This window comes from Paenibacillus lautus, from assembly GCF_050482385.1.
Taxonomy (GTDB): domain Bacteria; phylum Bacillota; class Bacilli; order Paenibacillales; family Paenibacillaceae; genus Paenibacillus_AQ; species Paenibacillus_AQ lautus_B.
Genome location: NZ_JBCNHV010000018.1, coordinates 74,454 through 100,917 on the forward strand (window position 1 = coordinate 74,454; position 26,464 = coordinate 100,917).

Below are 26,464 nucleotides of genomic sequence, written 5' to 3' on the forward strand. Positions count from 1 at the left end.
GCTCCCTATTTTTCAATATAAATTCCGCCGACTAAAACCTGTTGGCCATAAAAATAATATCCTTCTTCAATTCAAAACCATGTTTCCGATAAAAATCTTCCGCCGGAAGATCCTTTTCCGTTAGCAGCACCATGCAATGAATGTGAATTGAACTTAAGTATGCCTTCATTCCATTCATTAATGCCGAGCCTAATCCGCTGCCCTGCCTACCGGTATCGATATAATATTCCTGGATATGATATTCCTTACCACTATACCAGCTCTTCGTATGACCAAAAGAGGCACCGAGGATCTGACCATCCTGTTCGATAACAAACCCCAAGAATACCGGATTGTCCATAAATTCCGTGAGGTATTGCTGCACATGCTGTACGGAGTCCCACTGGTCGTACCAGGGTTCGCCGCTAAAGACCTTGAGCATCAGCTCGGAGCATGCTCCAAGGTCGGATTTGTCCATCAATCTGATATTCTGTTTCGTTCCCATCATGCTGCCACACCCCATGATCTGTGAATTATATCGTAATCCCCGGCAGGCCTAGCCGTCCGGATCGTAATGATAGGAGCAAAGTCATTCTGACTCGACTCCTTACCTACTATCGGGTCATGGCTCACGCTCCTTTCCGTGGAGGGATCCAATCTTTCCGCCAAAATGGCGCGGGCCCGGTACAGCCGGGATTTTACCGTTCCTTGCGGTATCCCTACGATCTTGGCGATACGGCTAATCGGCATATCCTGGTAATAGTGAAGCTGAATGACCCTGCGTAAATCAGCTTCCAGGTGGGTTACGGCTTCGTTGAGTTCGATCGCTTCATACGGGAGCGCATCGGCACCCCCATGGGCAAGTTCGACCGTGCGCAGCCGCTGCTGGGAGCGCAGTAGCTGCAGGCATTCATGAATGAGAATACGGGACAGCCATGTTTTGAAATAAGCAGGCTCCTTCAAGGTAGGCATTGCTGCGAATGATTTATAAATCGCTTCCTGTACGGCATCCGCGCAATCCTCTTCCCGCCTCAGATACAAGCGGGCTAAGCCGTACAAATCACGCTCATAAGCGTGGATCAGCCTGCTAAAGGCTTCCCGATCCCCATGCTTGGCAAGCTGAACATCGTGCTTTATATTGGATTTCTTGTTCACATTGGGAGACCTCCTTTGCAACACTTCCTTGGCCTTACATAAGTTAGATGCCTGAGAGCGTGCTCAGGTTCACGCAAGTTCATTATTTTATAAAAAAAATGCTAAGATCACCTTCATTTTCGCACAATTCCGTTCATCATTTCCATATTGAATATTCATCATGACGCATTATCAAGCAAAGTGCGACAATTCTTCCATGAAGGCTTCGTGAACGGACTTTCAGCCTAGACATTTACCAGGCCGGTTATAACTCTTAATGCGAACGAAGACCATTAGCGCGTTAGTTGAATAAAAATGGTTCCAAAATCACCTTCCCTATGTGACCACTTTGTTGAGTTTCTATAATTGCTTTCTCATATTCCCGTAGACTAAAACGCGTTCTTGGTGCTGGAATAGTCAATTCCCCATCTATCACCAATTTGAATACATCACCAAAAGTTTCATGCCACCGAACATCGGAGATACCTTCAATCCATCTTTTAAGCCAATATGGTTTCACTCTGATATTAGAATGTTTTTGGTGTATCTGAGCCCAATTCATTTGGATTCCTGACATAAGACCAATACTTAAGACTGTGCCACCTGGACGGATACACTCAATCAGGTCGTGTCCATCTTGCCCGCCAATGCTATCAATACCCGCCGTTGCTCCCATCCCACAGGTCAATTCCAAAACTCGATGGACAAGCAATTCTTTAGACGTATCAATTACCGCCCAAGCACCAAGCGAATGCAGTTCCTGGGTATGGCTATCATTTCTTACCACCGCAATCAATCTGTATCCAAACACCTTTGAAAACTGTGCAAAAATACGTCCTATTGCTGAACCGCAAGCATTTACAATTAACACATCATCAGACTTTAACCGCAATTCTTCTGTACAAATAAGCCACGCTGTCATAGGGTTAATGTACATTTGGCTTGCTGTTTCGTTATCCATTTCAACGGGAACTCGAATTGCAAAATTGGCTTTCGTTTTCACGTACTGTTGCCAAGTCCCCTCACCACGTAGAGGCAATACCCGTTTACCTAAAAGGGATGTTGTTACGGATGAACCAACAGCTTCAACAACACCAACCCCTTCATATCCTGGTACTGCTGGCAGCTGAATTCGATGTTTATAGGCACCTCGAATCGGAATTAAGTCAGAAGGATTGATTGGACTAAGAATCATTCGAACCACTATTTCGTCGTGCTGAAGTTGTATATCGTCTACTCGTTGTTCTAATTCCAACACTTCAAGAGGATGTCCAAACTTCTTATACTGTAAAGAAATAAACTCCTTAATGCGTCTCACTCCTTACTGAATTATCCTAGCAGCTCGTTAGCTTAATGAATAGCTGTCGAATTGTAATTAGATAAGCCAGTTTGCATATTCCCTGTTTTACTTACCTGATGCTCAAATATTCTTTTATTCCATCGACAATAGCTTGAGCCGCTTTGTATTGTACGGTATTGGATAGCATCGCTTTTTCATCGGAGATATTGCTCAGGAACCCAACTTCCAATAGAACAGCAGCCATCTTCGTTTCTCTAATGACTTGAAAATTGTTATCTTTTACACCGCGGTCTTTCAGACCTATCGCTTTAATTAAACGCTTGTGAATAGCATCAGCCAGCTCTTTACTGCTGCTTCGCTGATAATAGTAAGTCTCTGTCCCATTGGCTTGAGGTGACTCGAGAACACTGTTTCCATGTATAGATACAAATACGTCCGCATTTAAATTATTGGCGAACAGCACGCGTTCCGTTCGGGTTGGGTATACGTCTGTATCGCGGGTCATCAATACTTCGATTTCAGGCTCCTTCAACAGGAGTTCTTGTACTTTCAGAGATAAAGCAAGGGTAAAATCCTTCTCATGTTTATTAGAGATACTTGTCGTCCCCGGATCACTTCCTCCATGCCCAGGATCGATCACTACAATCTTTCTCCCCTGCTCACCTGCCGATGGCGCTTGAGTAGGAGATTCGAAGTCGCTGGTATCGTTTAAATCAATAACCAGTTGATCACCGATAAATTCATGATTAACTTGAATTACACTAGCTTGTTTTAATTCAATCACGATTCTGACTAGATCTGGATCACGATTAAATAACGAATATCTCACTTCCGATACATCGGACTCACCACTAACATCCAATTTACCCATAGAACCCGAATCCAATGGTTGAGATAAATCACCAAACGTAGTATTTGGTAAATCAACAACTATTCGCTGAGGGTCTTTTAAATTAGAAATGATCGGGGTTACTTTTCCATCCATGCTTAGAACGAGTTGGTTATTCAAAAAATTAATTTCGTTGATATGTTTTAACAATTCTTTTTCATTGTTTTCTGAATGGGGAGTGGAATCTTCAGTTTGATCGGAATTATTGGTGCTGCTTGTCAGATATACAATTTTATCTTTGTTGTCCCAACTCACAGATAGTCCCATCTGTTCACTTACGAAGCGTATCGGAACGACTACACTCTTATTCAGAATTTGAGGAGCAATATCCAGTAATACGGGCTTCCCTGCTACCTTCGCTTCTCTTTGGTCAACGTGTAAAGAGATTATCTTTGAATTTTGCTGGATTTTTACAAGATGCGATTTTTGATCCCAATTAACTCTAAACTTTAGATTCTCAGCAACAACACGAATTGGGATCATAACATGCTTATTCATCACTGTGACCTGGACATCAGAAGGCAATATCACTTCCTGACCGTCTAATATGATCTTAGATTGGTTAGCTGCTGCATGGCTTTGATCTGGTAAAATGATAAGAAAGAATAGGGATATAAACAATATAAGAATGGCTTTTTTCATCATGCACCTCTACTATGATTTCTTTTGCTACATATTTTTAATACATTCGTTTATGGACACAAAAATCCCACTTCAATATAGAAATGGGATTTTTGTCTGATGCTACATTGTAGATGATTTAATTAGACAAACCAATTCTGAAAGAGTTCTCTGTTATCACATGAAACATTTTTCTGTTTTATATAAAATATATCCTATGACTATATCTTCTTTGGAGCCGGTTCATATATAAGACATCGTAACGTTTTTTCGGGATATCGCAATTCTGCTGTATATGCGTTACCGTCTTCCAAGCTGATGGATATGGCTACAACACCACGTTGATCATATTTGACATCCTCGATGAATGACGTATTTGTGATTGCACGAGTATCACCCTGTTTCTCTCTTACTATGGTTTTAGCTGCATCGATCCAGCTGTGATCCTGTTTGATCTGCTCTTTCATAGCCGCTGTGATGGGCGTTCTCTTATAGTTAGAATTGAAAAGAGTGGTATCGATCACATTCCCAGTCAAGGAATCTATGAATACATCATACATAAAATAAGTTTCTGTGCTTGCTTGCAGTCTCTCCACATTGTAAGGCTGAAAATGAACAAACCATTCCCCAATTTGCCCAGGGCCAAATTTATTATACAATATGGTTACTTTCAGTTTGGAGACATCGACATCAAACAGACGAGTTACACTGTCATGAGCCTTTGCCAACGCATCTGCTTCACTTATATCTTTCGAATCGGGCTGGGGCTTGACAATCCGTTTGCTCAGAGCAAAATTCACTCGGGAGTGCCAATCAATATACTGCAATAATTCCTCATCTGTCAGAAGCCGCTCGGGATATACATAAGTTGCTTTACTCAAGTCTAAATAGAAACTATAATTCCCCTCTTTAAGGGGCAAAGGCTTTTGCGGACGGACGCCTTCATAAATATATTGTTCCTTCAGTACCCCCAATCTTTTGGCCTCCCGATCAGTCATTTTACGGTTACTTGCTTCCACTTCAACCTTGATGTTGTCAAAATAATGATAGATTTGTTGAATATCCTCCTCCGTCATCGTTTGTTCCAGATATTCCTTAACAGTCGTTGCCGGCATTGACGCTTCTACCTTTAAAATCGGTATCTCGCTGTTTGCTAAAGTCATTGCAGGTATTCCTTGCCGCTTAGATTCCCCATACAGTTCAGGTACAGGCGTGGGAACAAAATGCAGGACAGCAAACGTGCTGGCTGCAAGCAATCCGCCAGAAATGGCGATTATAGCGAGGGCCGCCAGGACATTCTTTTTGTTCACAGTTAAAACCTCCACATTTTAAGTAGGCTTGTCCGCCTATGCATACCTTAATTTAAAAATGTTATCGAGTTAGAAGGTTGTTGTTATGAAGTTGTAAATTAATTCGGATGGTTGTGCCGATATATTCCTCAGATTCGAGAAACAACATCGCCTGATGCGCCTCCGCAATTTGACGACATAAAGATAAACCAAGCCCTGCTCCCCCATATACTCTCGACCGGGCGTTGTCCACTCGATAGAATGGCTCAAACGCATGTTCCACCTGCTTGGCGCTCATTCCTCTCCCAAAGTCGCGCACCTCCAGTACAGCTGCGGAATTCTGTTCATAAGCGAGAAGTCTGATTTCGGAACCCTCGGATGAAGCGTGAATTGAATTTTCAATGCAATTGATCAGAAAAGACGCTAACAGATCACGATCCCCCCATACGCTGTCGAGTTCAACCTGCAGGACAAGTTCAATACCAGCCATCTCCAAATTATTGTGTTCCGTTCGCCGGACGGATTCAAACAGATCAACAACTGACACAGGTGTACGTTCTATCGGCTGATGACTTAGGATGGAGAGATCCAGCAGCTTAAAGACCAGATTTTTCAAGCGCAATGTTTCGCTCCAGATATAACCGCTAGCCGTCATTCGTTCTTCTTCGCCAATGTTTGCGGAATTCAAATATTGAGCGAAACCCTGCATACTTGTCAGAGGGGTTCTCAATTCGTGAGCCAGGTTATCGACAATTCTTTGCTTTGCCTCAGCCATAGCAGAAAGCTCGGTTACATGACGTTCAACAGCTTCGGCCATTCGGTTGAAATTTTGGGCCAATTCACCAAATTCATCGTTGTTCTTTAAAGTCACCCGTTCACCATAATTTCCTTCTGCGATATTTTTGGTCGTATTGGATAATAACCGCAAAGGTTTCGTTAACTGTCGGATCAGGATATACAGCAAAATAATAAGAATTGGACTGGCGATAAAATTGATATAAACAAAATAACGATTTAATTCGGCTTGTTTGGCATACAACTCCTCGATATCCCGCCGGTATGTCAGCAAGAGGTGATTGTAAGGAGATGGCAGCTCTTTGGATATGATAACTTCGTGTACCGTTTCTTCATCTGCTTGTTCATTTGGTATTAAGGGCATGTCCTTCGTAGCAGACTCGTCACTATACACTAACTGCCCCTGATCCCATAATTGTAAAGCGATTCCCTGCTGCCGATAATAGTCTGCATAAGAGCGTGCAACATCAAATAATACGGTATCATTAATGGACATTCCCCGGGATTTGATTGAATTCAAATTTTCATAGATGTTGTTTGCAATTAATGCCTGCTCACTAGAAGCCCTTTGAATCTCTCTTTCCATGTTAAGATTCCAACTTTTTTTCATAATCATAATTACGCTTACATCTAGGGTCAGAATGAACAAGATAAGCACGACCAGTAGTGTTTTCTGCCAAAATCGCATGCCTCATCCCTCCGATTCTAGACGGTAACCAAGCTTATAAATCGTTTTTATGCGCTCTTCCCACCCTAGTTTTTTGCGAAGCTGCCTAATATGTACGTCCACGGTGCGTGTATCACCTTCAAATTCATATCCCCAGGCAAGCTCCAACAGCTTTTCCCTGGACAATGCGATATTTCTGTTCTGAATCAAAACCTCCAACAGTTCAAACTCTCTTGCAGTCAATTCGACAAGTTGTCCGTTCTTGTAAATCTTCCGTGCCGCCAAACGGACATCGACCCCTTCCGCAATAAATCCGTCATGTTCCTGTACGTTTCGACGTAAAACCACATTTATGCGTGCAAGCAGCTCCAAAATTTCAAAAGGTTTAATAATATAATCATCCGCGCCGAGTTCAAACCCTGTAATGCGGTCATATAATGAATCTTTAGCGGTAATAAAAATAACTGGAACATTTAGATGCCGATTGCGTCTCATCAGCTCAAAACCGTCCAAACCGGGCAGCATGACGTCGAGCAAAATGAGATCAACCTTCTCCTGTTCGAGAATGGTCTGCATCTCCACCCCATTGAAAGCTTTATAAAACTGATGCCCCACAAGCTTTAAATTCATTGTAATCAAGTCGCTTATCGGTTTTTCATCTTCAACTACCAATATTTTTGCCATCATTAATCCTCCACTATGAATATAAAATCTTGTCGCATGACTAGTATAAGAATTATATCCATAAAATAAAAAATACGCGATTCTCGCGAACTTTTCAGCGCATTCTTATTTATATAGAACTTTGTCGGCTTGTTCAGCACCAAGTGTGTATCAAGTTAATATAGACACTTCATATTACAATCTGTCTCATATTAAAAAACACCGCAAGGTCATCGCCCTCACGGTGTCTCGTTCAGCCTATAAATCGTACATATCATGAAACGGATGATCAGATCCGTTCTCATTCAATTCATATCCTTATCCACATATCGGCCTTGCTTGGGAACGGCCAAACGGTCAAAGTCCCGGGCCAGCCGCGCGAGTGAAGCCGTAAGCTCCTCACCCCGCATCGAAACCCCGTGTCCCGTGATCAGAACCCCAGGATTCAAGCTTGCCAGGCGGCGAACCGATTCCCGTGCAAGATCCCAATCCGGTGTAAAATACATCGGCGGACCGTGCAGCTCCTTCTCCTGCCCGATGACGGCTAGCGCCGACTCTTGCTTCACCGTAATCACCGCGTCTCCCGCTACGAGGACTCGATCCCGTTCGCGGAGCAGGGAGATATGACCGGGACTATGGCCCGGTGTCGGCAGCCATTTGAATTCAGGAAGACCCGGCACGCTGCCATCCTCCGGCAGAGGTTGTATCCTGGAGCCCAAATCGATGGCTTTGTTGGGATACATCGGAGCAACGCGGGCCATCAATCCGCCGCCTACACTTGGATCTCCCGGTGGATAGTCTTCTTTTCCCGTAAGGAACGGCAGTTCGTCCTGATGAGCGTAGACAGGTACGCTCCAGCGGTCTGCCAATGCCTTCACATTGCCCACATGGTCGAAATGGCCGTGCGTGAGCACGATACAAACCGGCGGCTGTCCGAATCTTTTCTCCGCTTCTTCTACAATGGAGCCTTCAAAATTTCCGAGTCCCGTATCAATCAATACCCAGTCGCCCGTTCCCGGCGTACCGATCATCTGGACGTTCACCATGACGGTACGCAAGGATAGAATATCCGGCATTATCTCATCAGTCTCTACGGCACCCGTCTTTAACATGCTGTGATCATTCATTATGGAATCGCCCCCGTTCTGTTGTAAGTACTTCTGGTAATAACATACCCGTTTTGGCACTTTTCAACGAAGAAATGGCGATTTTTTACTGAATGATTTTGTTAAGACGATCCAGATAACGCCAGCGAGTAATAAAGAAATAAATGACCTGTATGCTCAGGAAGAAGATAAAGATCTTCAAACTGTGCCCTACAATCGAGAAGTCTACCAGCTGCTGCAAGGCTATGAAGGCAACACCGCTGTGAATGAGTGCGATAAGCATCGGTAGAAAGAACATAATGACAAGCTGCTTCGTAATGATGGTGCCAAGCTCTTTTTTACTGAGTCCCACCTTGGCAATCATGCGATACTGCTGTTCGTCCCGAGCAAGATCCGCATACAGCCGGAAATAAACAAAGCTTGCCGCGAAGGTGAAAAATACGATGCCGACCAGGCCGCTAACCATAAGCAGAATGCCGTTCTGCTGTTGGGCGCTTTTCCAATCCATATACAATGATTTTAGATAATAACTGTAGTCTTCCTCCTCATTGAGACGATCAAGAATGGCTCTGGACACATCGCCTGTATTCTTCCAATCCTGTACGTAAAACGTATGGTATGCCGCATAACCGTACTCCTGATCCTGTTGTGCCTGAAACACATCCTTGTACAAGCGGTCGGATACGACCAGCGTCTCGCCGTAGGCTTCAGGTACAGCAATGAATGTTTCGGCTTTAAGAACTTTTACGGTTTCCGATTTCTTGCCGTTTAATACCTCGAACTGATCATTCAAGGGACCGTCGATTCGGTAGCTGTTCTTCTCCGAGACCGTTCCCGGAGTCAAGATCCCTTCCAGGTCGCCTAATGCTTCTGCCGGGTAACCCAGCGACTGAATGAGACTGTTATATTCACTAAGCTTAATCAGCTTCACACCGTTATCCGAGAAAATCGGGGTAACCTCTGCCTCCTTATAATCGAACCCACCTTTTTTGAGCTCCTCCCTGATGATATCAAGATGCCGATTCCCTTTATCAGCGTCCTCATCATACATGGAGTATGTGTAGGCATAAGGATTCTCCATAGCTGACAGGCCCGGATCTCCAATGGCGAGCGTTGTGCCGATCCCGGTAAAGGCGGATGCCGAAATGACCGATACGAGGAAAAACATTACCGCGTTGTCCTTGATTCTGTACAGCAGCTCCGATACCGTCAGCAGATTGGTTCGACGGAAGAAAAACCGCTCTTTCTTCTGCAGATACCGCATGAAAAACACGCTGAACTGGGTGAAGAGAAAATACGTGCCGACGATGACGAAGATAACGCCTCCAAGCAGCAGGAACAAATTGAAGATTTGGAGAATCGCAAAAGCCATGACCATGCCGTATCCGGTTCCGATCAGCAGGACTGCCAGCACGGCCAGCCAAGGCGATGCTTTCGGCTGCGGCTTGGGGCTTTCCTCTGCTTTCACAAGGGCGAGCAGCGTGCCCTTCCGCAGCATGAACGAGGAGAACAGCGCAATCAGCAGGAACAATACGGCATAAGCTGCTGCCGTGATGATCAGCGATTCGAGCGGAAAATAAAACGGAAGTCCGGTATCCACGGCCAGCAGCTTGGCGCTGATTAATAGAATCAGCTTGGAGAACAGCAGGCCCGTTCCAATGCCGACAACGATCGCCGCTGCGCCAATCAGGATGTTCTCGATGAACAGCATCCGGTTCAATTGCTTGCGGGACATGCCAAGGATCAGCAGAATGCCGAACTCCTTTTTCCGGACCTTGATGAAAGCCCCCACCGAATACAGTAAGAAGAAGAAAGAAAACACAAACACAATGTATTGCGATACCGTCATGCCCATCGTACCCAGGAAGGACATGGTATCGCTCGAGGAGACCAGGCCATCCTTCAGTTGTGGGTGAAACGACAGCAGCCCGTAGGTAAAAAAAATCATGACGGAGAAGGCACTGCTCAGGAAATGGGCAATATACGTGCGCTTGCTGCGCAGGACGTTGTTAATGGCGAACTGGCGAAAATTCATGTCCCGAACCTCCCAGCAGCGATAACACATTGATGATTTTTTGATAGAAGGCCGATTGGCTCTCACCGTACGTGATTTCGTTGTACAACTGTCCGTCCTTAATGAACACCACCCGATTACAGTAGCTTGCGGCAACCGGATCATGCGTAACCAATAGCATCGTCACTTGGTCTTCCTTGTTTCTCCGGTCCATCATTTCCATGACGTCGCGGGCCGACTTGGAGTCCAGGTTGCCTGTCGGCTCATCGGCCAGAACCAGCTTCGGTACGTGGATCATGGCTCGTGCTATCGCCGTCCGCTGCGCCTGTCCCCCCGATATTTCGTAAGTCCGCTTATCCAGAATCGATGTAATGCCCAGTTTTTCGGCCAAAATCCCCACCCGGCGGTTCATCTCATCCAGATCCACGCCGTCCAGCGCCAGAGGGAGCAGGATGTTCTCTTTCACCGTCAGCGTATTCAGCAGGTTGAAGGACTGAAAGATAAACCCCAGCTCACGGCGGCGGAACATGGCGAGTTTATCCTGGGATAAACGGAACGGATCCTCCCCGGCGATGGTGATCTCCCCGGACGTAGGTCGGTCGATGGTGGAGATCATGTTGAGCAGTGTCGTTTTTCCGCTGCCTGAGGGGCCCATAATGCCAACGAATTCCCCTTGGTTGATGCTCAAATTGATATTGGAAAGCGCCTCGTGGGACACCGCGGCTTTGTAGACTTTGCCCAGATTGCGCACATTTAGTATTTCCATCTTGTAAACCTCACCTTCGTTATTTATATCTTTGTAAGGTTAGTGTATAGCATCCCCGGAGCTTCTCCTATCGATCACTCTTTCACCAATCTTACATCGGTGTAAGATTCATATTTACTTTTGCGCTTCTCTAAGCCGCTCCAAGTACGTAACGTTCCTACGATCGCTGTTGCCCCCAAATTTTCTGAACGATTATACTGAGGTGAAAATTCGGGTGCAAAGGCGACCGCTTCGCTTCTTCGGAATCGTTTCGTCCTCTCCGCTGGTGCGTGCGGATGCCTACTTAGTATTTAAAACAAATGAAAGAACCTTATCTCAGGGCTTCATGATGGATTTCAACAACCATCATTTACCCTAGATAAGGTGTCCTCATAAATCATTTATGTGACTTACTATACCACTCTATAAGCTAAGGGATGCCTTAGAAATAGTCTGACTGTCCCACTCGGCGCCTAAATCCATCCGTTTATCTTGATCTTAAACGGCCACCAACTTCACATGTCTTCATGAGCATCCGCTAGCCCGAAAGAATTCCTTGTCCCGAGTCTCACCCCGAGAATATCAACCTCACGGTCGTTCCTTTCCCCTGCTCGGATTCCAGCTCGATTTGGTGGTTCATTTTATGGACGACCTCCTTAACGAGATACAAGCCCATGCCGGTGGATTCCTTCAGCTTGCGTCCGTTTTCCCCGGTATAGAACGGGTCGAACACCCGCTTCATATCGGATTTAGGTATGCCCATCCCCCGGTCCGTGATCTCCAGCACGACATGGCGGTGATCCTCGCTCCGGTGGGCTTGGATCGTCACCTTAAGTCCGGTACCGGCGGAATATTTGATGGCGTTGGACAGCAGCTGCAGCAGGATGAACCGAAGCCACTTGGCATCCGTCTGGACGGTGAGATCCGAAACGATCCGGACTTCCGGATACACATGACTGTGAATAAAGTAACGCTTATTCTCGTGCACTGCATCGACTGCCGCCTGATGCAGCTTCACGGGCTCCACGCTGAAATCCTGCTCAAAGGTTTCGAGCCTGGACATGTAGAGCACCATCTCCAGCCCGCGCCGAATCCGGTCGGACTCTTCGGATATACTTTTGAAGGAGTCGTTATCATCCTCCTGCGTGATCATCTCCATGACGGACAGCGGCGTTTTCATCTGATGCACCCATTGATTCATGAAAATCATATGCTCTTTCCGCCGGCGCTCCCATTCTTCCATGACCGTTCGGTATTGACGGTATTGCTCTTCCATCAGCTCGCTAAGGGCCGTAGGCAGCGGGGCCGATTCATTATGCTTGATCGATTCCTCCAGCGACCTGATGGGCTGTGACAGCCGCTCATAGAAATCCCGGTGCGTGAAGTACCGGAATGCCAAGTATCCGCCCAGAATGGTCAGACCCAGGAAAACGGCATAAGCCGCTGTCACCGGATGATCATAACCGTCATACCAAAATACAAGCAGCACCACAAACAACTCGGCGATCGTAAATAGTATCAAAGGCAGTTGCTCACGCCAAAACAGCTTTTTCATAACCTTCCCTTACCTCTTCCAAACCGTGTGCAGCCGATACCCGGAGCCACGGATCGTTTCCAGCGCATTCTCAATCCCTAACTCCGCAAGCCGTTTTCGTACCCGGTTAATGTTTACGCTGAGCGTATTATCGTCCACGAACGTATCATCCCACAGCTTCTCCAGAATCGTCTCGCGCGTGACCAGCCGGGGACTCCGGCTCAGCAGTGTCTCCAGGAGGATTGTTTCTTTTTTCGTGAGTAAGGATGTCCGATCCTCGAGAATCAACTCCATCCGTTCGGGATACAGGACCAGCCCGTCCTTCTCAACCGTACGCTCGGCGGATGCTGCTGCATAATCGCCATATACGCGACGCAGCTGGCTGTGGATTTTGGCGATGACGATATCGTAAGCAAACGGCTTGGTGATATAATCATCCGCACCGTTCTCCAGCGCCCGTAACTGATCGGGCGTCCCGTTCCGAGCGGATATGAAAATAATCGGACAGGTGGAAACCGACCTGATCTGCCGGCACCAATAATATCCATCAAAGCTTGGCAGGTTCACATCGAGCAGAACGATATGCGGCTTTATCTCGTGGAATTGCTTCAGCACATGATCGAAATCCTCGATGATTTTCCCTTCATTTCCGTACCGTTCGATATGCGATTGCAGCAGCCCCGCCAGCTTCGGGTCATCCTCAACAATCATGATTTTGTACATCCGTTCACCCTCCATGAAGCGTAAGGCCGCTCTTTCCCCTTCCGAAAGAATTCGCCTGATAGTTATGACTCCCTAACGATAGCCGCTTCAAAAAAGTTGGTTCCGTCCGGCGACGCGCCCTGCACATACACCCGATTGTTCTTTTCGACCGAACGCTTGATCAGCATCGTATCCTTCAGTCTGGCCTCGTGATGATATGTAATCTTGAAGCCGGTTACTTGTCCTTCCCGAAGTTCCTGCTCATCCAGCACGTCAAAGCACAGGTCTGCATAACGGGCATTATTCAAATGACCATTCGTATCGATTCCGCTGTACCGGACCGTGTACGTATACGCCTCATCCAGCTGTACCCCTTCCGGCAAAACAGCTTTGCTTGGCAGTTCTCCAACCGTTTCCTGACCGATCGGCACCTCGTATGGAAACATGGATGGACGCAAAATTTTCCGTTTATGAATATCCACCAGCGCCCATACCGAGCGGCCCTCGCCCAGCAATTCTCCATCGCCGTTCTTTATCCGATAGTCCCGATGCCACAGCGCCCCTTTGGCCCCGCGGCTCCAGGTGTCTACATATACGGTTTCCATATCCCTTGGCATGCGCCGCATATCAAGCTCCAACGTAATCAGCATCCAGCCCATCCCCCGCTCGATCATCTCCTCGCGACTAATCCCGAGCGCCTCAATATGCCGGTCAGCCGCTCTTTGCAAAATACTGAGCAGCGAAGACCAACGGCAATCCCCTTTAAAATCTGCATCAACCGATTGAATCGTATATTCTTCTGTCCATTTTTCAACCATAAGTCCCATGCCAGCTCCTTTATTATTTTCAGACTATCCCTATTTCAAGCATAATCAAATGCCCAGTGTTTATCAAAGCATGATACGGTATTTCGTCTGCTGGAAAAAAGTGATTTTGTCATCATCCGGTTTAAAAATCACGTCTTTGGTTAATAGTAAGGCACAAACAACTATAACTTATACGAGGTGATAAACAATGAGTTTTCTTTGGTCATTAATCGTTGGTGGTATCATTGGTTGGATTGCAGGCTTGATTATGGGCAGAGACATTCCCGGCGGTATCATCGGTAACATCATTGCCGGTTTTGTCGGTGCTTGGCTGGGTGGACTTCTGCTCGGGTCTTGGGGACCGGAAATGGGAGGATTCTACATCCTGCCTGCTCTGATCGGTGCCGTCGTGCTTGTCTTTATCGTCAGCCTGATCATGGGTTCGATGAGACGAGGCCGTTCCTAACTAGATTGAACCTAACTTGATTGAACCTAACATTGATTGAAATGGAATTTTGACTTTCATGGAGCGACTCACCGGCAACTGCACGATCCAGATTATACGCAGCGGTATTCGCGAATGAACGAATTAAAAATCCACAACAGAACAGGGTGACCTATTCGCCATCATGGCGGTAGGTCACCCTGTTTTACATGCTCCCCTTTCTTTTTAAGTAAGAGGAAGTCCTTGCTTCTTCGCATAATTGCCCCAATGCGGCCTGCGTCCATCGATGTCGCTAAACCCGTATTCATCCGATAAATCCCAGCTGGTTAGTGCCTTGCCGCTCTTGTCCGCAACATGCGGATCGGCCGCGAGCGCCGCAATGCCCTGTCCCAGGAAATACGGGGTCTCCGACTCGATGAAATGCGGCTCTTTCGCTGTGGCATCCTGCCAATTCTCTTCCGTCACGCCAAAGTGATCCAGCATTTGCTCGGAACGCAGAAATCCCGGTGTAACGGACAGCGCGGTTACCTGATATGGACGCAACTCTTCCGCCATGGCTTCAGCCAGGTGGATCGCCGAAATTTTTGCCAGGCTGTAATACAAGTTTCCGCGATACCGATACGTAGATCCATCCGTAACTTCAATGACCAATCCCCCGCCGTTCTCCACCATAAGCGGAACTCCGTAATAACTTGTGATCATGTGCGTGGTAACCGCGCGCTCCTGCATCAGCAATCCATCGGACAGAAACTGCTCCCAGAACGGGATATTCCAGTGCGTGAGGTTCTCGCCTCCCCATATATCATTGACGAGGATGTCCAGCCGTCCTTGCTGCTCCTCACGAATCCGTTCAAACAATGCCTTTACTTGCTCCTCCACCGTATGGTCACATTGCACGGCGATGCCGATTCCGCCTCGCTCTGTCACCATATCCGCCGTGTCGTCAATCGTCTCGGACCGCTTGATATCCGATACCTGACCCCGTACGCTCCGTCCTGTGCAATACACCGTTGCCCCAGAGGCGCCCAACATCACCGCAATGGCGCGGCCAGCCCCTCGGGTCGCTCCGGCAACGACGGCTACTTTTCCCTGTAATGGCTTGTGCTCATTCTTATTCATAGCATAACCTCCAACCTGGATACTGAATTTTCTCAACATCCTTATCGTATCAGTCATATATGACATCCCTTGTCTTATATCCGTGCTACAATACAATTATCTTCTACAGATGTTAAAGAGGTGACATGACTTGAGGGCGGATCGTCTATTGTCCATTATGCTGATGCTTCAGAACGGAGGTAAGAAGAATACCCGGTATTTGGCAGAGCAGCTCGAGGTATCGGAACGAACGATCATACGCGATATGGAAAGTCTAAGCTCGGCCGGTATTCCCGTCTATGCGGAAAGAGGCTCCCTCGGCGGTTGGGTGCTGGAGGAGAGCTATCGAACGAACCTGACCGGGATGACGCCTGACGAGCTTATCTCCCTGCTAGTCTCCAGTCACAGCCCACTGATCGGGGATTTGGGAATCCGCAAGCAGTTTGATGCAGCTTATCAGAAATTATTGGCCTCTTCCCCCCGCTCCATTCGGCAGGACGCCGAAATCATTCGGGAGAAAATCCATATTGATGGCGCAGGCTGGCACTCCTACCGTGAATCCCATCCGTATCTTACAGTGCTTCAGGAGGCGCTATGGCTGGATCGTATCATTCGAATCCAATATATGAAGGGGGAGGAGCGGGCCGAAAGAGTCATTCATCCGCTCGGGCTGGTTGCCAAACGCAGCACCTGGTATGTGGTCGCGGAATCCGAAGGCGAGCTGCGAACCTACCGTGTATCGAGAATCGTGGATGCCGTCATGTCCGAGGATACCTTCGAGCGCCCGGCTGATTTTAATCTAGCCGAGTATTGGGAGAAGTCGCTGGCACGGTTCATGCAGAATCTCCCGCAGTATCCGGCACAGGTTCGAATGACCGTCTCTCTAATCAAGCGCTTTGAGCGGGAGCGATACGTAAAAATAATCCGATGCGACATGGAAAGCCAGCATGACGGATGGATAGAAGCCGATTTGGAATTCAACACCTTGGAATCGGCCTCGGCATTTCTTCTAAGCTGCGGAGCGGAAATCGAGGTGATGGCTCCGCAGGAGCTGCGTGAGCATGTCAGCACAGCCGCAAAAGCCATTTCACGGCTATATGAATAGATGTAAGAAAAACGCCTATCGACGTTCTTTCACAGATGACAGACCGCAATTAGAGGAAGTTTTTCTTGCGATATCAGGAAGTCACAAGCTCGAAATTTATTCTTTCTGATATCTAAAAAAAAAGCACCAGGCAAATGCCCCAAAAATGGGGGCTTGCCCGGTGCTCTTTGCTGCGCTTATAGGCGCCATCATTATTGAATGGTATGGAGAGGCTTTAGGTGGGCTTCAATCTGTTCCCGCTTCGGCTCAAGGAAGGGTGGCAGCGCAAGGGATTCGCCGAGATGATCGATATGCTCATCCGTATCAAAACCCGGGCCATCAGTAGCCACCTCGAACAAAATACCGTTAGGCTCTCTGAAATACAAGGAACGGAAGTAGAAACGATCGACAAAACCCGAATTCGAAAATCCTACATCGCCAATCCGGTTGATCCATGCCCGGAGCTCTTCCTCGTCCTCTACGCGGAAAGCAACGTGATGAACGCCGCCCCGACCAAGCCGCTCCTGCGGAAGGTCTGTTCGTTCCTCTACATGCACTTCCGCTCCCGTGCCGCCTTCTCCTGTCTCAAAAACAAGGATATCCGCCTGCCCGTCTACTGGGGAGGCATACTGCCCTTTGTAACGGAAACCCATCAGCTCCGTCAATACCTTCACGGTCTGCACTGCATTAGGAACGGTCAGCTGCACCGGACCTAATCCGATGATGGCGTATTCCGCAGGAACCGGTCCCTTTTCCCAAGGGATGCCCCCAGGAACTCCCTCATTATGTTCATCCGAGACCAGAATGATGCGCTGGCCCTCGAAATCTCTGAAGAGAAGCGTCAATCGGCCGGCACGTTCCTTGATCTCCTCGCGTTCTACCCCATGTTCATCCAGCCGCTGGGTCCAATATTCCAAAGCGCGGTCACTAGGTACGCGGAGGGATGTTGCCGAGATGCTGTTGTTTCCCTCGCGGGTCCGGCCTGCCATCGGAATTTCGAAGAAGGTCAGCTCCGTCCCAGGGTTTCCTTTTTCGTCGCCATAAAACAGATGGTATACCGATACATCGTCCTGGTTCACCGTTTTCTTGACCAGCCGCATGCCAAGAACCTTCGTATAAAATTCGAAGTTCCGCGAAGCCGCAGCCGTTAACGCAGATACGTGATGAATTCCTTTAAACTTCATGACTTCAACCTCCATCTATATTTGATTTATTCTTCATTAACAAAACACGATCTCATGATAAACGCCTTATTCAAAAAGCTCCTTAATCAAAAAGCACCTTCACCCTTGCTTCTTCAACTTATCGTGTGCATCTGGTGCTTAATCTCAGTTTAGTATTTAACTAAGGAATCGTCAAGTCTTAATATTAAGATATTTAAAATAAAAATAACAGAACTCCTTTTTCCTTGATCAAACCCGGAAAAATAGATCTGTTATTCATTCCCTGCTATGCTGAAACCTATCCTCACATGACTGCCCAATAACACCACGAACGGGTCATCGCCTCTTTATGTCTTGGATATCGTCTCTTCGCGATACTCGGAGGGCGTTTTCCCTGTTATTTTCTTAAATACCTGCGTGAAATATCGAGGATCCTGATACCCTACCATCGGCGCCACCTGATATACCTTCACATCCGTATTCAGCAAAATGCTTTTAGCCTTCTCGATCCGGCATTCCGTCAAGTATTCCAGAAACGTATATCCCGTTGTTGCCTTAAACAGGGTACAGAAATGGCTGATGCTCAAATCCGCCAGCTCCGAAACCTCTTCAATGCTGAGATCCTTCTGGTAATTTTCCGCGATATAATCCTTGGCCTTACCCATAACGGCCTGGACATTGTCCTTGGCCTGCCCGGACCGGCTCTCGGCAATCCACTTGCTGAAATGGCTCTTGATGACATTCATCAGCTGCTGAAGCGTGCCGGATGCATGAAGCTCCTGCAGCAATTCCTCCAGCGACCACTCAAACAGCACTTTCATATGCTCAAACTGCCGATACAGCACAACGCTCATCTCCAGCAGCACCCGCTCGGTCATTTCCCGGCTGAACGCATGCTCCTCGATATAAGCCTTGGTCTCGTCAAAAAGCTCCAACAGCCGCTCCTTGTGAAGCGTGCGGATGCTTTCCACCATCAGCGACTCTAGATGCTTCGGATACTTTGCTTCGCTGGCCGTTTCCATAATGGAATCGGGAGTCCCGAGGAACACCCCCTCTTCCCCGGAATAGAACCGCTGGTATAAGGCGCGGACGGCCGTCTCGTAAGCCGTCCCCAAGCGGTCAATCCCGGCCATGCTGGGACTGAAGCCGACCGAGCAGGACAGCTTCGTATTCCGCTTGATCAATTGCACCAGATCCCGGCCGATCTCCTCCTGCCGCTCCCTTGTCAGGTTCGGAAACAGCAGCACCCATTCGCCGCTGCGGAAAGGAAATACCGTCAGTCCGCCATGCTGCAGGGACCATTCCTCGAGGACATTCCGTACGGCAAACAGCCACAGGCGCTTCTCGTCCATGCTCCATAACTCGTTCAGCCGCAAGTAATGATCCAATTGAATGACAGCCATCGTGTATCCATGCTCCAGCTGGCTGTCTTCCAGCCACTGCATATGCTGCAAGGGGCTTCGGTTCCCCTCGATAAATTCCGTCAGCATCCTCTCCCGGGCCAGCAGCGATAAAACCTTGATCGAGTGCAGCATGTGGTCATCCGCAATCTGCTTCTCCAGGGTTCTGGCTGCCTTAGCTATCGTTTCCGTCAACTCATCGTGATCGATCGGCTTCAGCAAGTAATCGAAAGCCCCTTCGCGCAGCGCTTCCCTTGCGTATTCGAACTCTCCGTACCCGCTAATGAAAATAATGATCCGACGTGCCTGATCCGCCTTCAGCTCCTTCATGAGCGTAATGCCATCCATTCCCGGCATCCGAATATCGCTGATGATCATATGCGGCGACACTTCACGCGCCAGCTTGAGAGCGCTGTCCCCTGTCTTGGCCTCCCCTACGACTTCCAGATCCAGCTCATCCCAGGGAATGGCTGCTCTTAGACTGCGCAGAATGATCGGCTCATCATCAACCAGAATGACTCTGAATTTACCGTCCGATCCGCCCATGACGTTCCCCCTTGTCTCTTTTGGTTACTCCGGCACCGTGTTTCGCCTTAGCTGCCAATAGCGCACCGAGGACTTCTGAATCTGTTCCAGTGCGTCGGCTGCTTGCGTCCGTCCTCCAATCATATCCTCAATCACTTTGAGGAATAAACGGTTCACCTCAGGTGACAGCTTGTTGTCATATGGCAGAAAGGTACTTGTGGATTCCTCCATCAATTCCGTGACCTGAGCGAACACCGGCCCGGTTTTCTTCGAATCATAGGCAATCTTCATCGAAGGAACGCGGAGCCCTTCATACACCAGCCGCGTCTGCACCTCTGGGGTATAGAACATGCCCAGCAGCTCCAAAGCCGCTTGCTTCTTCGACTCATCCAAATCCGATGACAGCCCGATGCCGATGGTGTATCCGCCTGCCAAGGACCGTTCTTCACCGGGAAGAAGGGACGGAAAGGGAATGACGCCTACCTCGTCCTGAAAATCCGGATGATCCTCATTCCGGAACAGCGTGATATCCCAGCTGCCGTTCAGATACATCGCTGCCTTCCCTTCGGTAAACTGGGCTATCGCTTCTTCCGTGGAAATATCATTCGCGTTCGGACTGAACGCCCCTTCGTTGATCCACGACTCCAGCTGCTTAAACGCCTCCAAATACGACTTATGCACAAAGCTGACCTGATCCTCGCCTTCAACCAGCCGGTCAATCAGCTCCGGCCCCGCATACCGATCCATGAAATAATGCGCAAAAATCCCTGCCGGCCAGCGGTCTTCGTTCCCAAGAGCAAAGGGAATGATATCGTTCTCGCGAAGCTTGCGAATCACCTCATTCAGCTCTGCCAACGTCTTCGGAGCCTCCAGCTTCAGCTTCCGGAATAAAGCCCGATTATAATAGATCGGCTCCGCGTGCCCCTCAAAAGGCAGGCCGTAGATCCGATTGTCGAAGGTCCAATGGTGCAGATCTTTGAATTGCTCTTTCAGACCGGTATCCTGCAAAAAATCCGTTAAGTCCATCAGCCGGTTGGATCTGGCATACGGCATAATCTCGGCTCCCCCGAACAGGACAAACATATCCGGCGGCGTACCCGTGACCATCTCGCTTTTCAGCTTTTGTTCCCGATGAATCGTCTGATCGATGCTCTCAAAGTTCACCTTTACATTGGGATGCGCTTTCTCATACGTGCGGACAATACTCTCGAATATAGCCAGCACCGGTTTGTCATGCTCCTTGTTCCAGAAATGCCGGAACGTTAGCGTGATTTTCTCCGGCTGTTCCTCCAGGGCCGGTCCCTGACTCTGCACCGTAACCCACGCGACAGACAGCGCCAGCAGCGCGGCATACCCGACAATCCAGCCCCAATTCCAAAACCACCTCACGCTGCAGCACCTCCTGTCATGTCAGTATTTTCGGTATTCGGATTCGTATCAAGGAGCCGTAACCGGGCGAGGAACAGATCATCAATCCGTAACGGCTGCCAAACCGGATCCGCAGCCTTTCATGCACATTCTTAAGACCGACTCCATTCTCGCGATACTTCTTCAGTTGTCCCGGGTCCGTATTCCAGAGCTTGATCAGCGTCTCCGGATCAAAGCCCGGACCGTTGTCCTCCACATCAATCACGATATCCTCACCGTCTTCGGACACCCTGATCGAGATCAATCCGCTTTCCTCCATCGGCTCAATCCCGTGATATAAAGCGTTCTCAACAATCGGTTGAACAATCAGCTTTTGCGTAACGTAATGCTTCAGCGCATTCGGAAGCTCTATGCCGTAATCGAACTTTTCTTCAAACCGGAATTTCTGTATCCGCATATAATGCTGGACATGCTCCAGCTCCATGCTAAGCGGTATAAGCTCATGATGCTCGCTGATGCTGATGCGAAGCAGCTTTCCGAGGGAGACCACCATCTTGCTGATGTCCTTGTTTCCCTGAAGCACGGCCATCGAATTAATCGATTCCAGTGAATTGTATATAAAATGCGGATTGATCTGAGCGACCAGCGCCTGCAGCTCCGCTTCCTTTTTCCGTGCTTGTTCCGTCTCGACCTGTCCGATCAGCTCCTGGATCTGCGTGCTCATCCGGTTAAAGCCGTCAATTAACAGATCCGTCTCGTCCTCCGCCACTTTATGCGATGGGATCGGAACGAAGATTCCCTGCTTGACGCGCTTCATCCCGTTCACCGCGCTGATGATGCTGCGCACCATTCTGCGCACAAAAAACCGATCGAACAGGAACGCCGATATGAGCGAGATCAATCCCAGAATCAAGGCCAGATTACGAATCGAGACCGATTCGGCCGAGATGAGTTTGCTTGGCGTGATGGCAACCAGAAACCATTCTTTATTGTGAGAAGGAGAATATGTGATCAGCGATTTTTCATCTGCATATTGATCGATATAATAACCTTTGCCATTCGTATAGCTATCCGACAGAAACGGGAATGCTGTCCGCTCCCCAATATGTCCGCCTGACTTGCTGAACACGATCCGGCCCTGCTTGTTGACTAGTAAAATATCGCCCTGCTTCAGCGTTGCCGCCTCCCAGAACACCTGATCGAGCAAATCCGGCTTCACATAAATCACGACCGTCCCGATATCCTCCAGCGAGTAATAATCCTTAATGACTCTGGATTGGATCAAAACGGGGGAACCGGATGCCGCCGAGCCGTTCTCGCCGGGACCGACCCATACAGGGCGCCCTTCCGCCTTCTCCACCGCTTCATACCATTCCTGCTGTCTCAGCTCCTGAAGCTCCATTCCGCCATTCGTATGATAAAGCAATTGGTCGTTCGAATAAAAGGCAAACGACGCAATCATCGGATGATTGATCAAATTGTTGATCTCCTGGCGCTGCTCGTAGGTAACTGCATATTCCGGCTGTTTCAGCATCTGCTGAACCGACTGCTGGGTGATCGCCGAGTTTGATATCGTCGTGATTTCATTCAAAGCGAACTTCAGCTTCCGATCCGTTTCCAGAAGCGAAATCCAGTAGAAATCATTCGACTTCTTCTCCATTGCTTCCGAAAAACTGTAATAGGATACCCCGCCCAGCGCGATGACCGGAATGAAGACCAGAAGAATAATAGCCAGCAATATCTTTCGGCGGAGTTTCATGGATCTTTCCTCCCTCCACTCTACTATGTCTATTATTCTTCATGACAGTCCGCATTCCTTGTAAGACATCACCCCGCATGTTAACTTTTTATCGCACCTGATGTGAGACCTGCGATGACATAGCGGCTAAACAATAGAAACACAATGAGAAGCGGCAGCGTAGCCGTGAAGGTGGCCGACATGATCATTCCGAAATCAAGGCCGTCCTTATTGGTGAACAATTGCTGCAGCGCAATTTGAATGGTGTAATTTTCTCTGTTTTTCAATACGACGAGCGGCCAGAAAAAATCATTCCACACATTCATGAAATTCAGAATCCCCAGTGTAGCCATCGCCGGTGTTACGACAGGAATGGCTATGTTCCAGAAAATCCGGAAATGTCCCCCGCCGTCAATCCGCCCCGCTTCGATCAGCTCGGTATGAACCGCGGAAGCGATGTACTGTCGCATCCAGAAGATGCCGAAGGCATTGACCATGGCGGGCACGATCAGCGCTTTGTAGCTGTCGATCCAGTGCAGCTTTGCCATGATGACGTACTGTGGAAGCACGCCCAGCTGAGCAGGCACCAGCATCGTGGCAATGACAAAAACAAACAGCGTCTTCTTCAAAGGGAACTCATACTTGGCAAAAGCATAACCCGCCAGCGTACAGAGGAATACAACGGACAATGTAACGGCTGTAGACACAACGACCGAGTTCATTAACGCCCTGAAAAAATCCGTTCGTTCCAGCACGCGCGAGAAGTTATCCAGAAACTCCGTTCCGGGCGTAAGCAGCGGCGGAATATGAAATGCCGCATCCTTGTCATTCGTAGCTACAACAAACATCCAGTAGAACGGGAAGATTGAGACCAGCGCGCCAAGGATCATGAAGAGGTAGAAGAAGAATTTGGCGACAACACCGGGTTCATCCGGTTTTTTCCGGCTTATGGCGACTGTGCTCATGCTTTTTTACCTCCCGTATCTTTACCTTCGCGGCCCACCATCATATTCAATACAGAGAACAGAATGGTGGCGATAAACAAGAGCACCGCCGTTGCCGCAGCCGTACCGAAAAATCCGTTCTTAAATGCTTCATTATACAGATAAGTGACCATTGTTACCCCTTCCTGACGCGTAGAGCCCGTGCCGGACTGACCGAGGAATACATAAGGCTCCGTAAACAATTGGAGCGCCCCGATCGTTGATACCAAGGTGACAAACAGAATGAATGGGCGAAGAAGCGGCAGCGTGATATAGAGCAGCTGTTGGCCTCGGGTGGCGCCGTCGATTTTGGCCGCCTCATAAATATCAGTCGGAATGCTCTGCAGACCCGACAGAAAAATAATGGCGTTATAGCCCATCCACCGCCACATGACCATGGTCGAAATCGCGATTTTGACACCCCACCAGCCGGAGTTGAACGGTACGCTTTCCGCGCCGAAGGTGTTCAGCATCCAGTTGACCATCCCGTTGTTGCCAAACATCGTACTGAACACGAGCGTCACGGCAACGATGGAGGTGATGTTCGGCATGAAATACAGAATGCGGAATGTGTTCTTGAATTTGTTTAAGGCCGAATTGAGCATAACCGCAACAAATAATGCCACAATCAGCTGCGGCACGGTACCCATCAAAGCCATAATGAGTGTGTTGCTAAACGCGATCCAGAAGGTCGGGTCGCTTGTAATCAGCTCGTAGTTCTTGAAGCCGACGTACTTCATCGGTCCAAGTGCGTCCCATTTGAAGAAGGACAAATAGATGGTAAAAAGAATCGGATACAGTCCAAAAATTGTGAATAATATAAAGAAAGGCGATATGAACGTATAAGCCGTAAACCGGCTTCGCACAGTCTCCGTCAACAAGCGCCGCCTCGGGGGCACCGGTCGCGATGACTCTGCTGTAGCTGTGTCTGCCATGAATGCACCTCCAGGTAGGTAAGGATAAATCCGAATCCGAGCGAAGAGAGCTTCCTCCCCTACTCGGATTCGGACGGATTATGGGATAAACGAGCTAGCGAGGAATGATCCTTTTCCTAGCTGCGATCCACCAGCGTCTTGATTTGTTTCATCGCGCTTTCCCATTCTTTTTGCGGGTCGGCTTTTTTCTCCAGCACGTTCTTAAGCGCGTTCTTGATAATGGTGTCGGTCTGGTCATGCAGCGGCCCGTAGTACACCGGCTTGATACGCTCGGCTGACTTGGCATATGCTTCGGAAATAACCTGACCGCTGAAGAATTCATCCTTCTCTTCCGTGAAGGAAGGCTCGCTGTAAACCGCAGGAATGGAAGGGAATAAGCCGCTATCCTTGAACGATTTCAGCTGATTCTCTTGGTTCAGCACCCACGAGATAAATTCATACGCTTCCTTCGAATGTTTGCCTTCCTTCGGCAAGGTCAGGAACGAACCACCCCAGTTGCCTGCTCCTTCAGGAAGCTGGGCAATCTGCCATTTGCCTGCGGTATCCTTGGCATTGCGGATCGTGCCGGCAATCCAAGCCGGGCCGAGCATGACGCCAAAGTCTCCATCATTGATCGCTTTTTGCCATTCAGGAGACCACAGAATCCAGTTGCCGATCCAGCCTTCCTGAATTCCTTTTACCGTAAAGTCGTAAGCTTTTCTCACTTGCGGGTTCGTATCTCCGATAAAGGAGCCGTCTTCTTTGTTGAAATAGATTTGATCCGGGGACTGGTCGCGCACCCCGTTGTATACCAGGTCCGTCAAGTCCGCGAACGGTTTTCCTGTTTTGCTTGTGAAGTCCTTGGCTACGCTGGAGAATTTATCCCATGAATCAATCGCTGCGCTAAACCCGTCTGGATCCGTCGGCAATCCGGCTTGCTCAGCCAGATCCGTACGGTAATATACAACCGTAGGACCGATGTCTGTAGGCAGACCGAGTTGGAAGGAGCCGTCAACCGATGTGGCCTGCTTCCATTTCCATTCCAGGTAGTTGCCTTCTAAGTCTTTGGCGCCGAGATCGTACAGATTGTAGAATTTATCCTGGTTGTTGATAAAACGCTCCATAAAAGCGATTTCTAATTGAAAAATGTCAGGCGCACCCGAGCCTGCGGACAATGCTGTCGTCAGGTTGTTGTGATGTGCGGTTTGGTCCGAGGTATTCTGGAATTTAAACGTGATGTTCGGATGCTCCTTCGTATATTCCTTCGCCAGGTCCTCATAGTTGGTCGTTCCCAGCGACCAGAAGGAGAGCTCGATTTTCTCTGTGGACTCGGTTCCTTCTTTCGTATTGTCCGTTTCTTCGTTGCTGCTGCCTCCCCCCGGAGATTCAGCCTTACTGCTTCCGTTACCGCCTCCACATGCGGCCAGCGTGAACACCATGATGATACTCAGGAGCAGCAAGCTCCATGACTTAAACCTTTTCATTGTTCTACCCCTCTTCCA

The 26,464-nt window shown here is 48.5% G+C and carries 23 protein-coding genes; 2 read left to right on the forward strand and 21 right to left on the reverse strand.

All coding sequences use genetic code 11. From position 1 onward, the window contains the following. Positions 1–31: 31 nt before the first annotated feature. From ABEW73_RS22620 to ABEW73_RS22680, 13 genes are all read right to left on the reverse strand, one after another. A complete protein-coding gene (locus ABEW73_RS22620; protein WP_430169371.1) occupies positions 32–487 on the reverse strand; it encodes a GNAT family N-acetyltransferase in 456 nt (151 codons plus the stop codon). Further along, the gene (locus ABEW73_RS22625) at positions 484–1,134 is read right to left on the reverse strand and encodes a sigma-70 family RNA polymerase sigma factor (protein WP_430169374.1); all 651 of its coding nucleotides are present in this window, start codon (positions 1,132–1,134) and stop codon (positions 484–486) included. Before ABEW73_RS22625 ends, ABEW73_RS22620 begins: the two co-directional genes overlap by 4 nt. Before the next feature lie 280 nt (positions 1,135–1,414). Next, positions 1,415–2,431 carry a zinc-dependent alcohol dehydrogenase family protein gene (locus ABEW73_RS22630; RefSeq protein ID WP_430169377.1) on the reverse strand — a complete coding sequence of 339 codons (1,017 nt, stop codon included), beginning with the start codon at positions 2,429–2,431 and terminating at the stop codon, positions 1,415–1,417. A gap of 91 nt (positions 2,432–2,522) precedes the next feature. Next, positions 2,523–3,944 carry an N-acetylmuramoyl-L-alanine amidase gene (locus ABEW73_RS22635; RefSeq protein ID WP_430169379.1) on the reverse strand — a complete coding sequence of 474 codons (1,422 nt, stop codon included), beginning with the start codon at positions 3,942–3,944 and terminating at the stop codon, positions 2,523–2,525. Between the two features lie 200 nt (positions 3,945–4,144). After that, on the reverse strand, positions 4,145–5,233 hold the full coding sequence (locus tag ABEW73_RS22640; protein ID WP_430169382.1) for a hypothetical protein: 1,089 nt from the start codon (positions 5,231–5,233) through the stop codon (positions 4,145–4,147). Positions 5,234–5,294: 61 nt separating this feature from the next. Then, complete coding sequence (locus ABEW73_RS22645) at positions 5,295–6,695, reverse strand: sensor histidine kinase (protein WP_430206400.1); 1,401 nt, start codon at positions 6,693–6,695, stop codon at positions 5,295–5,297. A gap of 3 nt (positions 6,696–6,698) precedes the next feature. Next, positions 6,699–7,358, reverse strand: a complete 660-nt coding sequence (locus tag ABEW73_RS22650) for a response regulator transcription factor (protein ID WP_430169388.1) — start codon at positions 7,356–7,358, stop codon at positions 6,699–6,701. 284 nt (positions 7,359–7,642) lie between these two features. Beyond that, the gene (locus ABEW73_RS22655; RefSeq protein WP_430169391.1) at positions 7,643–8,464 is read right to left on the reverse strand and encodes an MBL fold metallo-hydrolase; all 822 of its coding nucleotides are present in this window, start codon (positions 8,462–8,464) and stop codon (positions 7,643–7,645) included. A gap of 85 nt (positions 8,465–8,549) precedes the next feature. Continuing rightward, positions 8,550–10,478, reverse strand: a complete 1,929-nt coding sequence (locus tag ABEW73_RS22660; RefSeq protein WP_430169394.1) for an ABC transporter permease — start codon at positions 10,476–10,478, stop codon at positions 8,550–8,552. Continuing rightward, a complete protein-coding gene (locus tag ABEW73_RS22665) occupies positions 10,453–11,223 on the reverse strand; it encodes an ABC transporter ATP-binding protein (RefSeq protein WP_430169397.1) in 771 nt (256 codons plus the stop codon). The genes ABEW73_RS22660 and ABEW73_RS22665 overlap by 26 nt, the downstream gene beginning before the upstream one ends. 547 nt (positions 11,224–11,770) lie before the next feature. Then, entirely contained in the window at positions 11,771–12,757 is a 987-nt protein-coding gene (locus ABEW73_RS22670) for a sensor histidine kinase (protein WP_430169399.1), read from the reverse strand. Positions 12,758–12,766: 9 nt separating this feature from the next. Then, entirely contained in the window at positions 12,767–13,459 is a 693-nt protein-coding gene (locus ABEW73_RS22675) for a response regulator transcription factor (protein WP_430169402.1), read from the reverse strand. Positions 13,460–13,521: 62 nt separating this feature from the next. After that, positions 13,522–14,256: an acyl-[acyl-carrier-protein] thioesterase gene (locus ABEW73_RS22680; protein WP_430169450.1), complete on the reverse strand. Its 735-nt coding sequence runs from the start codon at positions 14,254–14,256 to the stop codon at positions 13,522–13,524. 196 nt (positions 14,257–14,452) lie between these two features. Between ABEW73_RS22680 and ABEW73_RS22685 the strand changes: the two genes are divergently transcribed. After that, positions 14,453–14,710 (forward strand): GlsB/YeaQ/YmgE family stress response membrane protein, encoded by a 258-nt coding sequence (locus ABEW73_RS22685; RefSeq protein ID WP_076325633.1) that lies wholly within the window; start codon positions 14,453–14,455, stop codon positions 14,708–14,710. 204 nt (positions 14,711–14,914) lie between these two features. Here ABEW73_RS22685 and ABEW73_RS22690 read toward each other — a convergent pair whose 3' ends face one another. Then, positions 14,915–15,808, reverse strand: a complete 894-nt coding sequence (locus ABEW73_RS22690) for an SDR family oxidoreductase (protein WP_430169403.1) — start codon at positions 15,806–15,808, stop codon at positions 14,915–14,917. Between the two features lie 130 nt (positions 15,809–15,938). Here ABEW73_RS22690 and ABEW73_RS22695 point away from each other — a divergent pair, with 130 nt between their 5' ends. Next, positions 15,939–16,892 carry a helix-turn-helix transcriptional regulator gene (locus ABEW73_RS22695; RefSeq protein ID WP_430169406.1) on the forward strand — a complete coding sequence of 318 codons (954 nt, stop codon included), beginning with the start codon at positions 15,939–15,941 and terminating at the stop codon, positions 16,890–16,892. Positions 16,893–17,083: 191 nt separating this feature from the next. On the opposite strand, the gene ABEW73_RS22700 is transcribed toward ABEW73_RS22695, so the two are convergent. The 7 genes from ABEW73_RS22700 to ABEW73_RS22730 form a co-directional block, all read right to left on the reverse strand. Beyond that, positions 17,084–18,055 carry a ring-cleaving dioxygenase gene (locus tag ABEW73_RS22700; RefSeq protein WP_215154748.1) on the reverse strand — a complete coding sequence of 324 codons (972 nt, stop codon included), beginning with the start codon at positions 18,053–18,055 and terminating at the stop codon, positions 17,084–17,086. Positions 18,056–18,381: 326 nt separating this feature from the next. After that, the gene (locus ABEW73_RS22705; protein WP_430169409.1) at positions 18,382–19,980 is read right to left on the reverse strand and encodes a response regulator; all 1,599 of its coding nucleotides are present in this window, start codon (positions 19,978–19,980) and stop codon (positions 18,382–18,384) included. Between the two features lie 24 nt (positions 19,981–20,004). Beyond that, positions 20,005–21,348: an ABC transporter substrate-binding protein gene (locus ABEW73_RS22710; RefSeq protein ID WP_430169411.1), complete on the reverse strand. Its 1,344-nt coding sequence runs from the start codon at positions 21,346–21,348 to the stop codon at positions 20,005–20,007. A gap of 16 nt (positions 21,349–21,364) precedes the next feature. Further along, a complete protein-coding gene (locus ABEW73_RS22715) occupies positions 21,365–23,086 on the reverse strand; it encodes a cache domain-containing sensor histidine kinase (protein WP_430169413.1) in 1,722 nt (573 codons plus the stop codon). 80 nt (positions 23,087–23,166) lie between these two features. Then, a complete protein-coding gene (locus ABEW73_RS22720) occupies positions 23,167–24,030 on the reverse strand; it encodes a carbohydrate ABC transporter permease (RefSeq protein ID WP_076325640.1) in 864 nt (287 codons plus the stop codon). After that, positions 24,027–24,983, reverse strand: a complete 957-nt coding sequence (locus tag ABEW73_RS22725; protein WP_430169417.1) for a carbohydrate ABC transporter permease — start codon at positions 24,981–24,983, stop codon at positions 24,027–24,029. Before ABEW73_RS22725 ends, ABEW73_RS22720 begins: the two co-directional genes overlap by 4 nt. 116 nt (positions 24,984–25,099) lie before the next feature. Next, positions 25,100–26,446 carry an ABC transporter substrate-binding protein gene (locus ABEW73_RS22730; RefSeq protein WP_430169418.1) on the reverse strand — a complete coding sequence of 449 codons (1,347 nt, stop codon included), beginning with the start codon at positions 26,444–26,446 and terminating at the stop codon, positions 25,100–25,102. Positions 26,447–26,464: the final 18 nt, after the last annotated feature.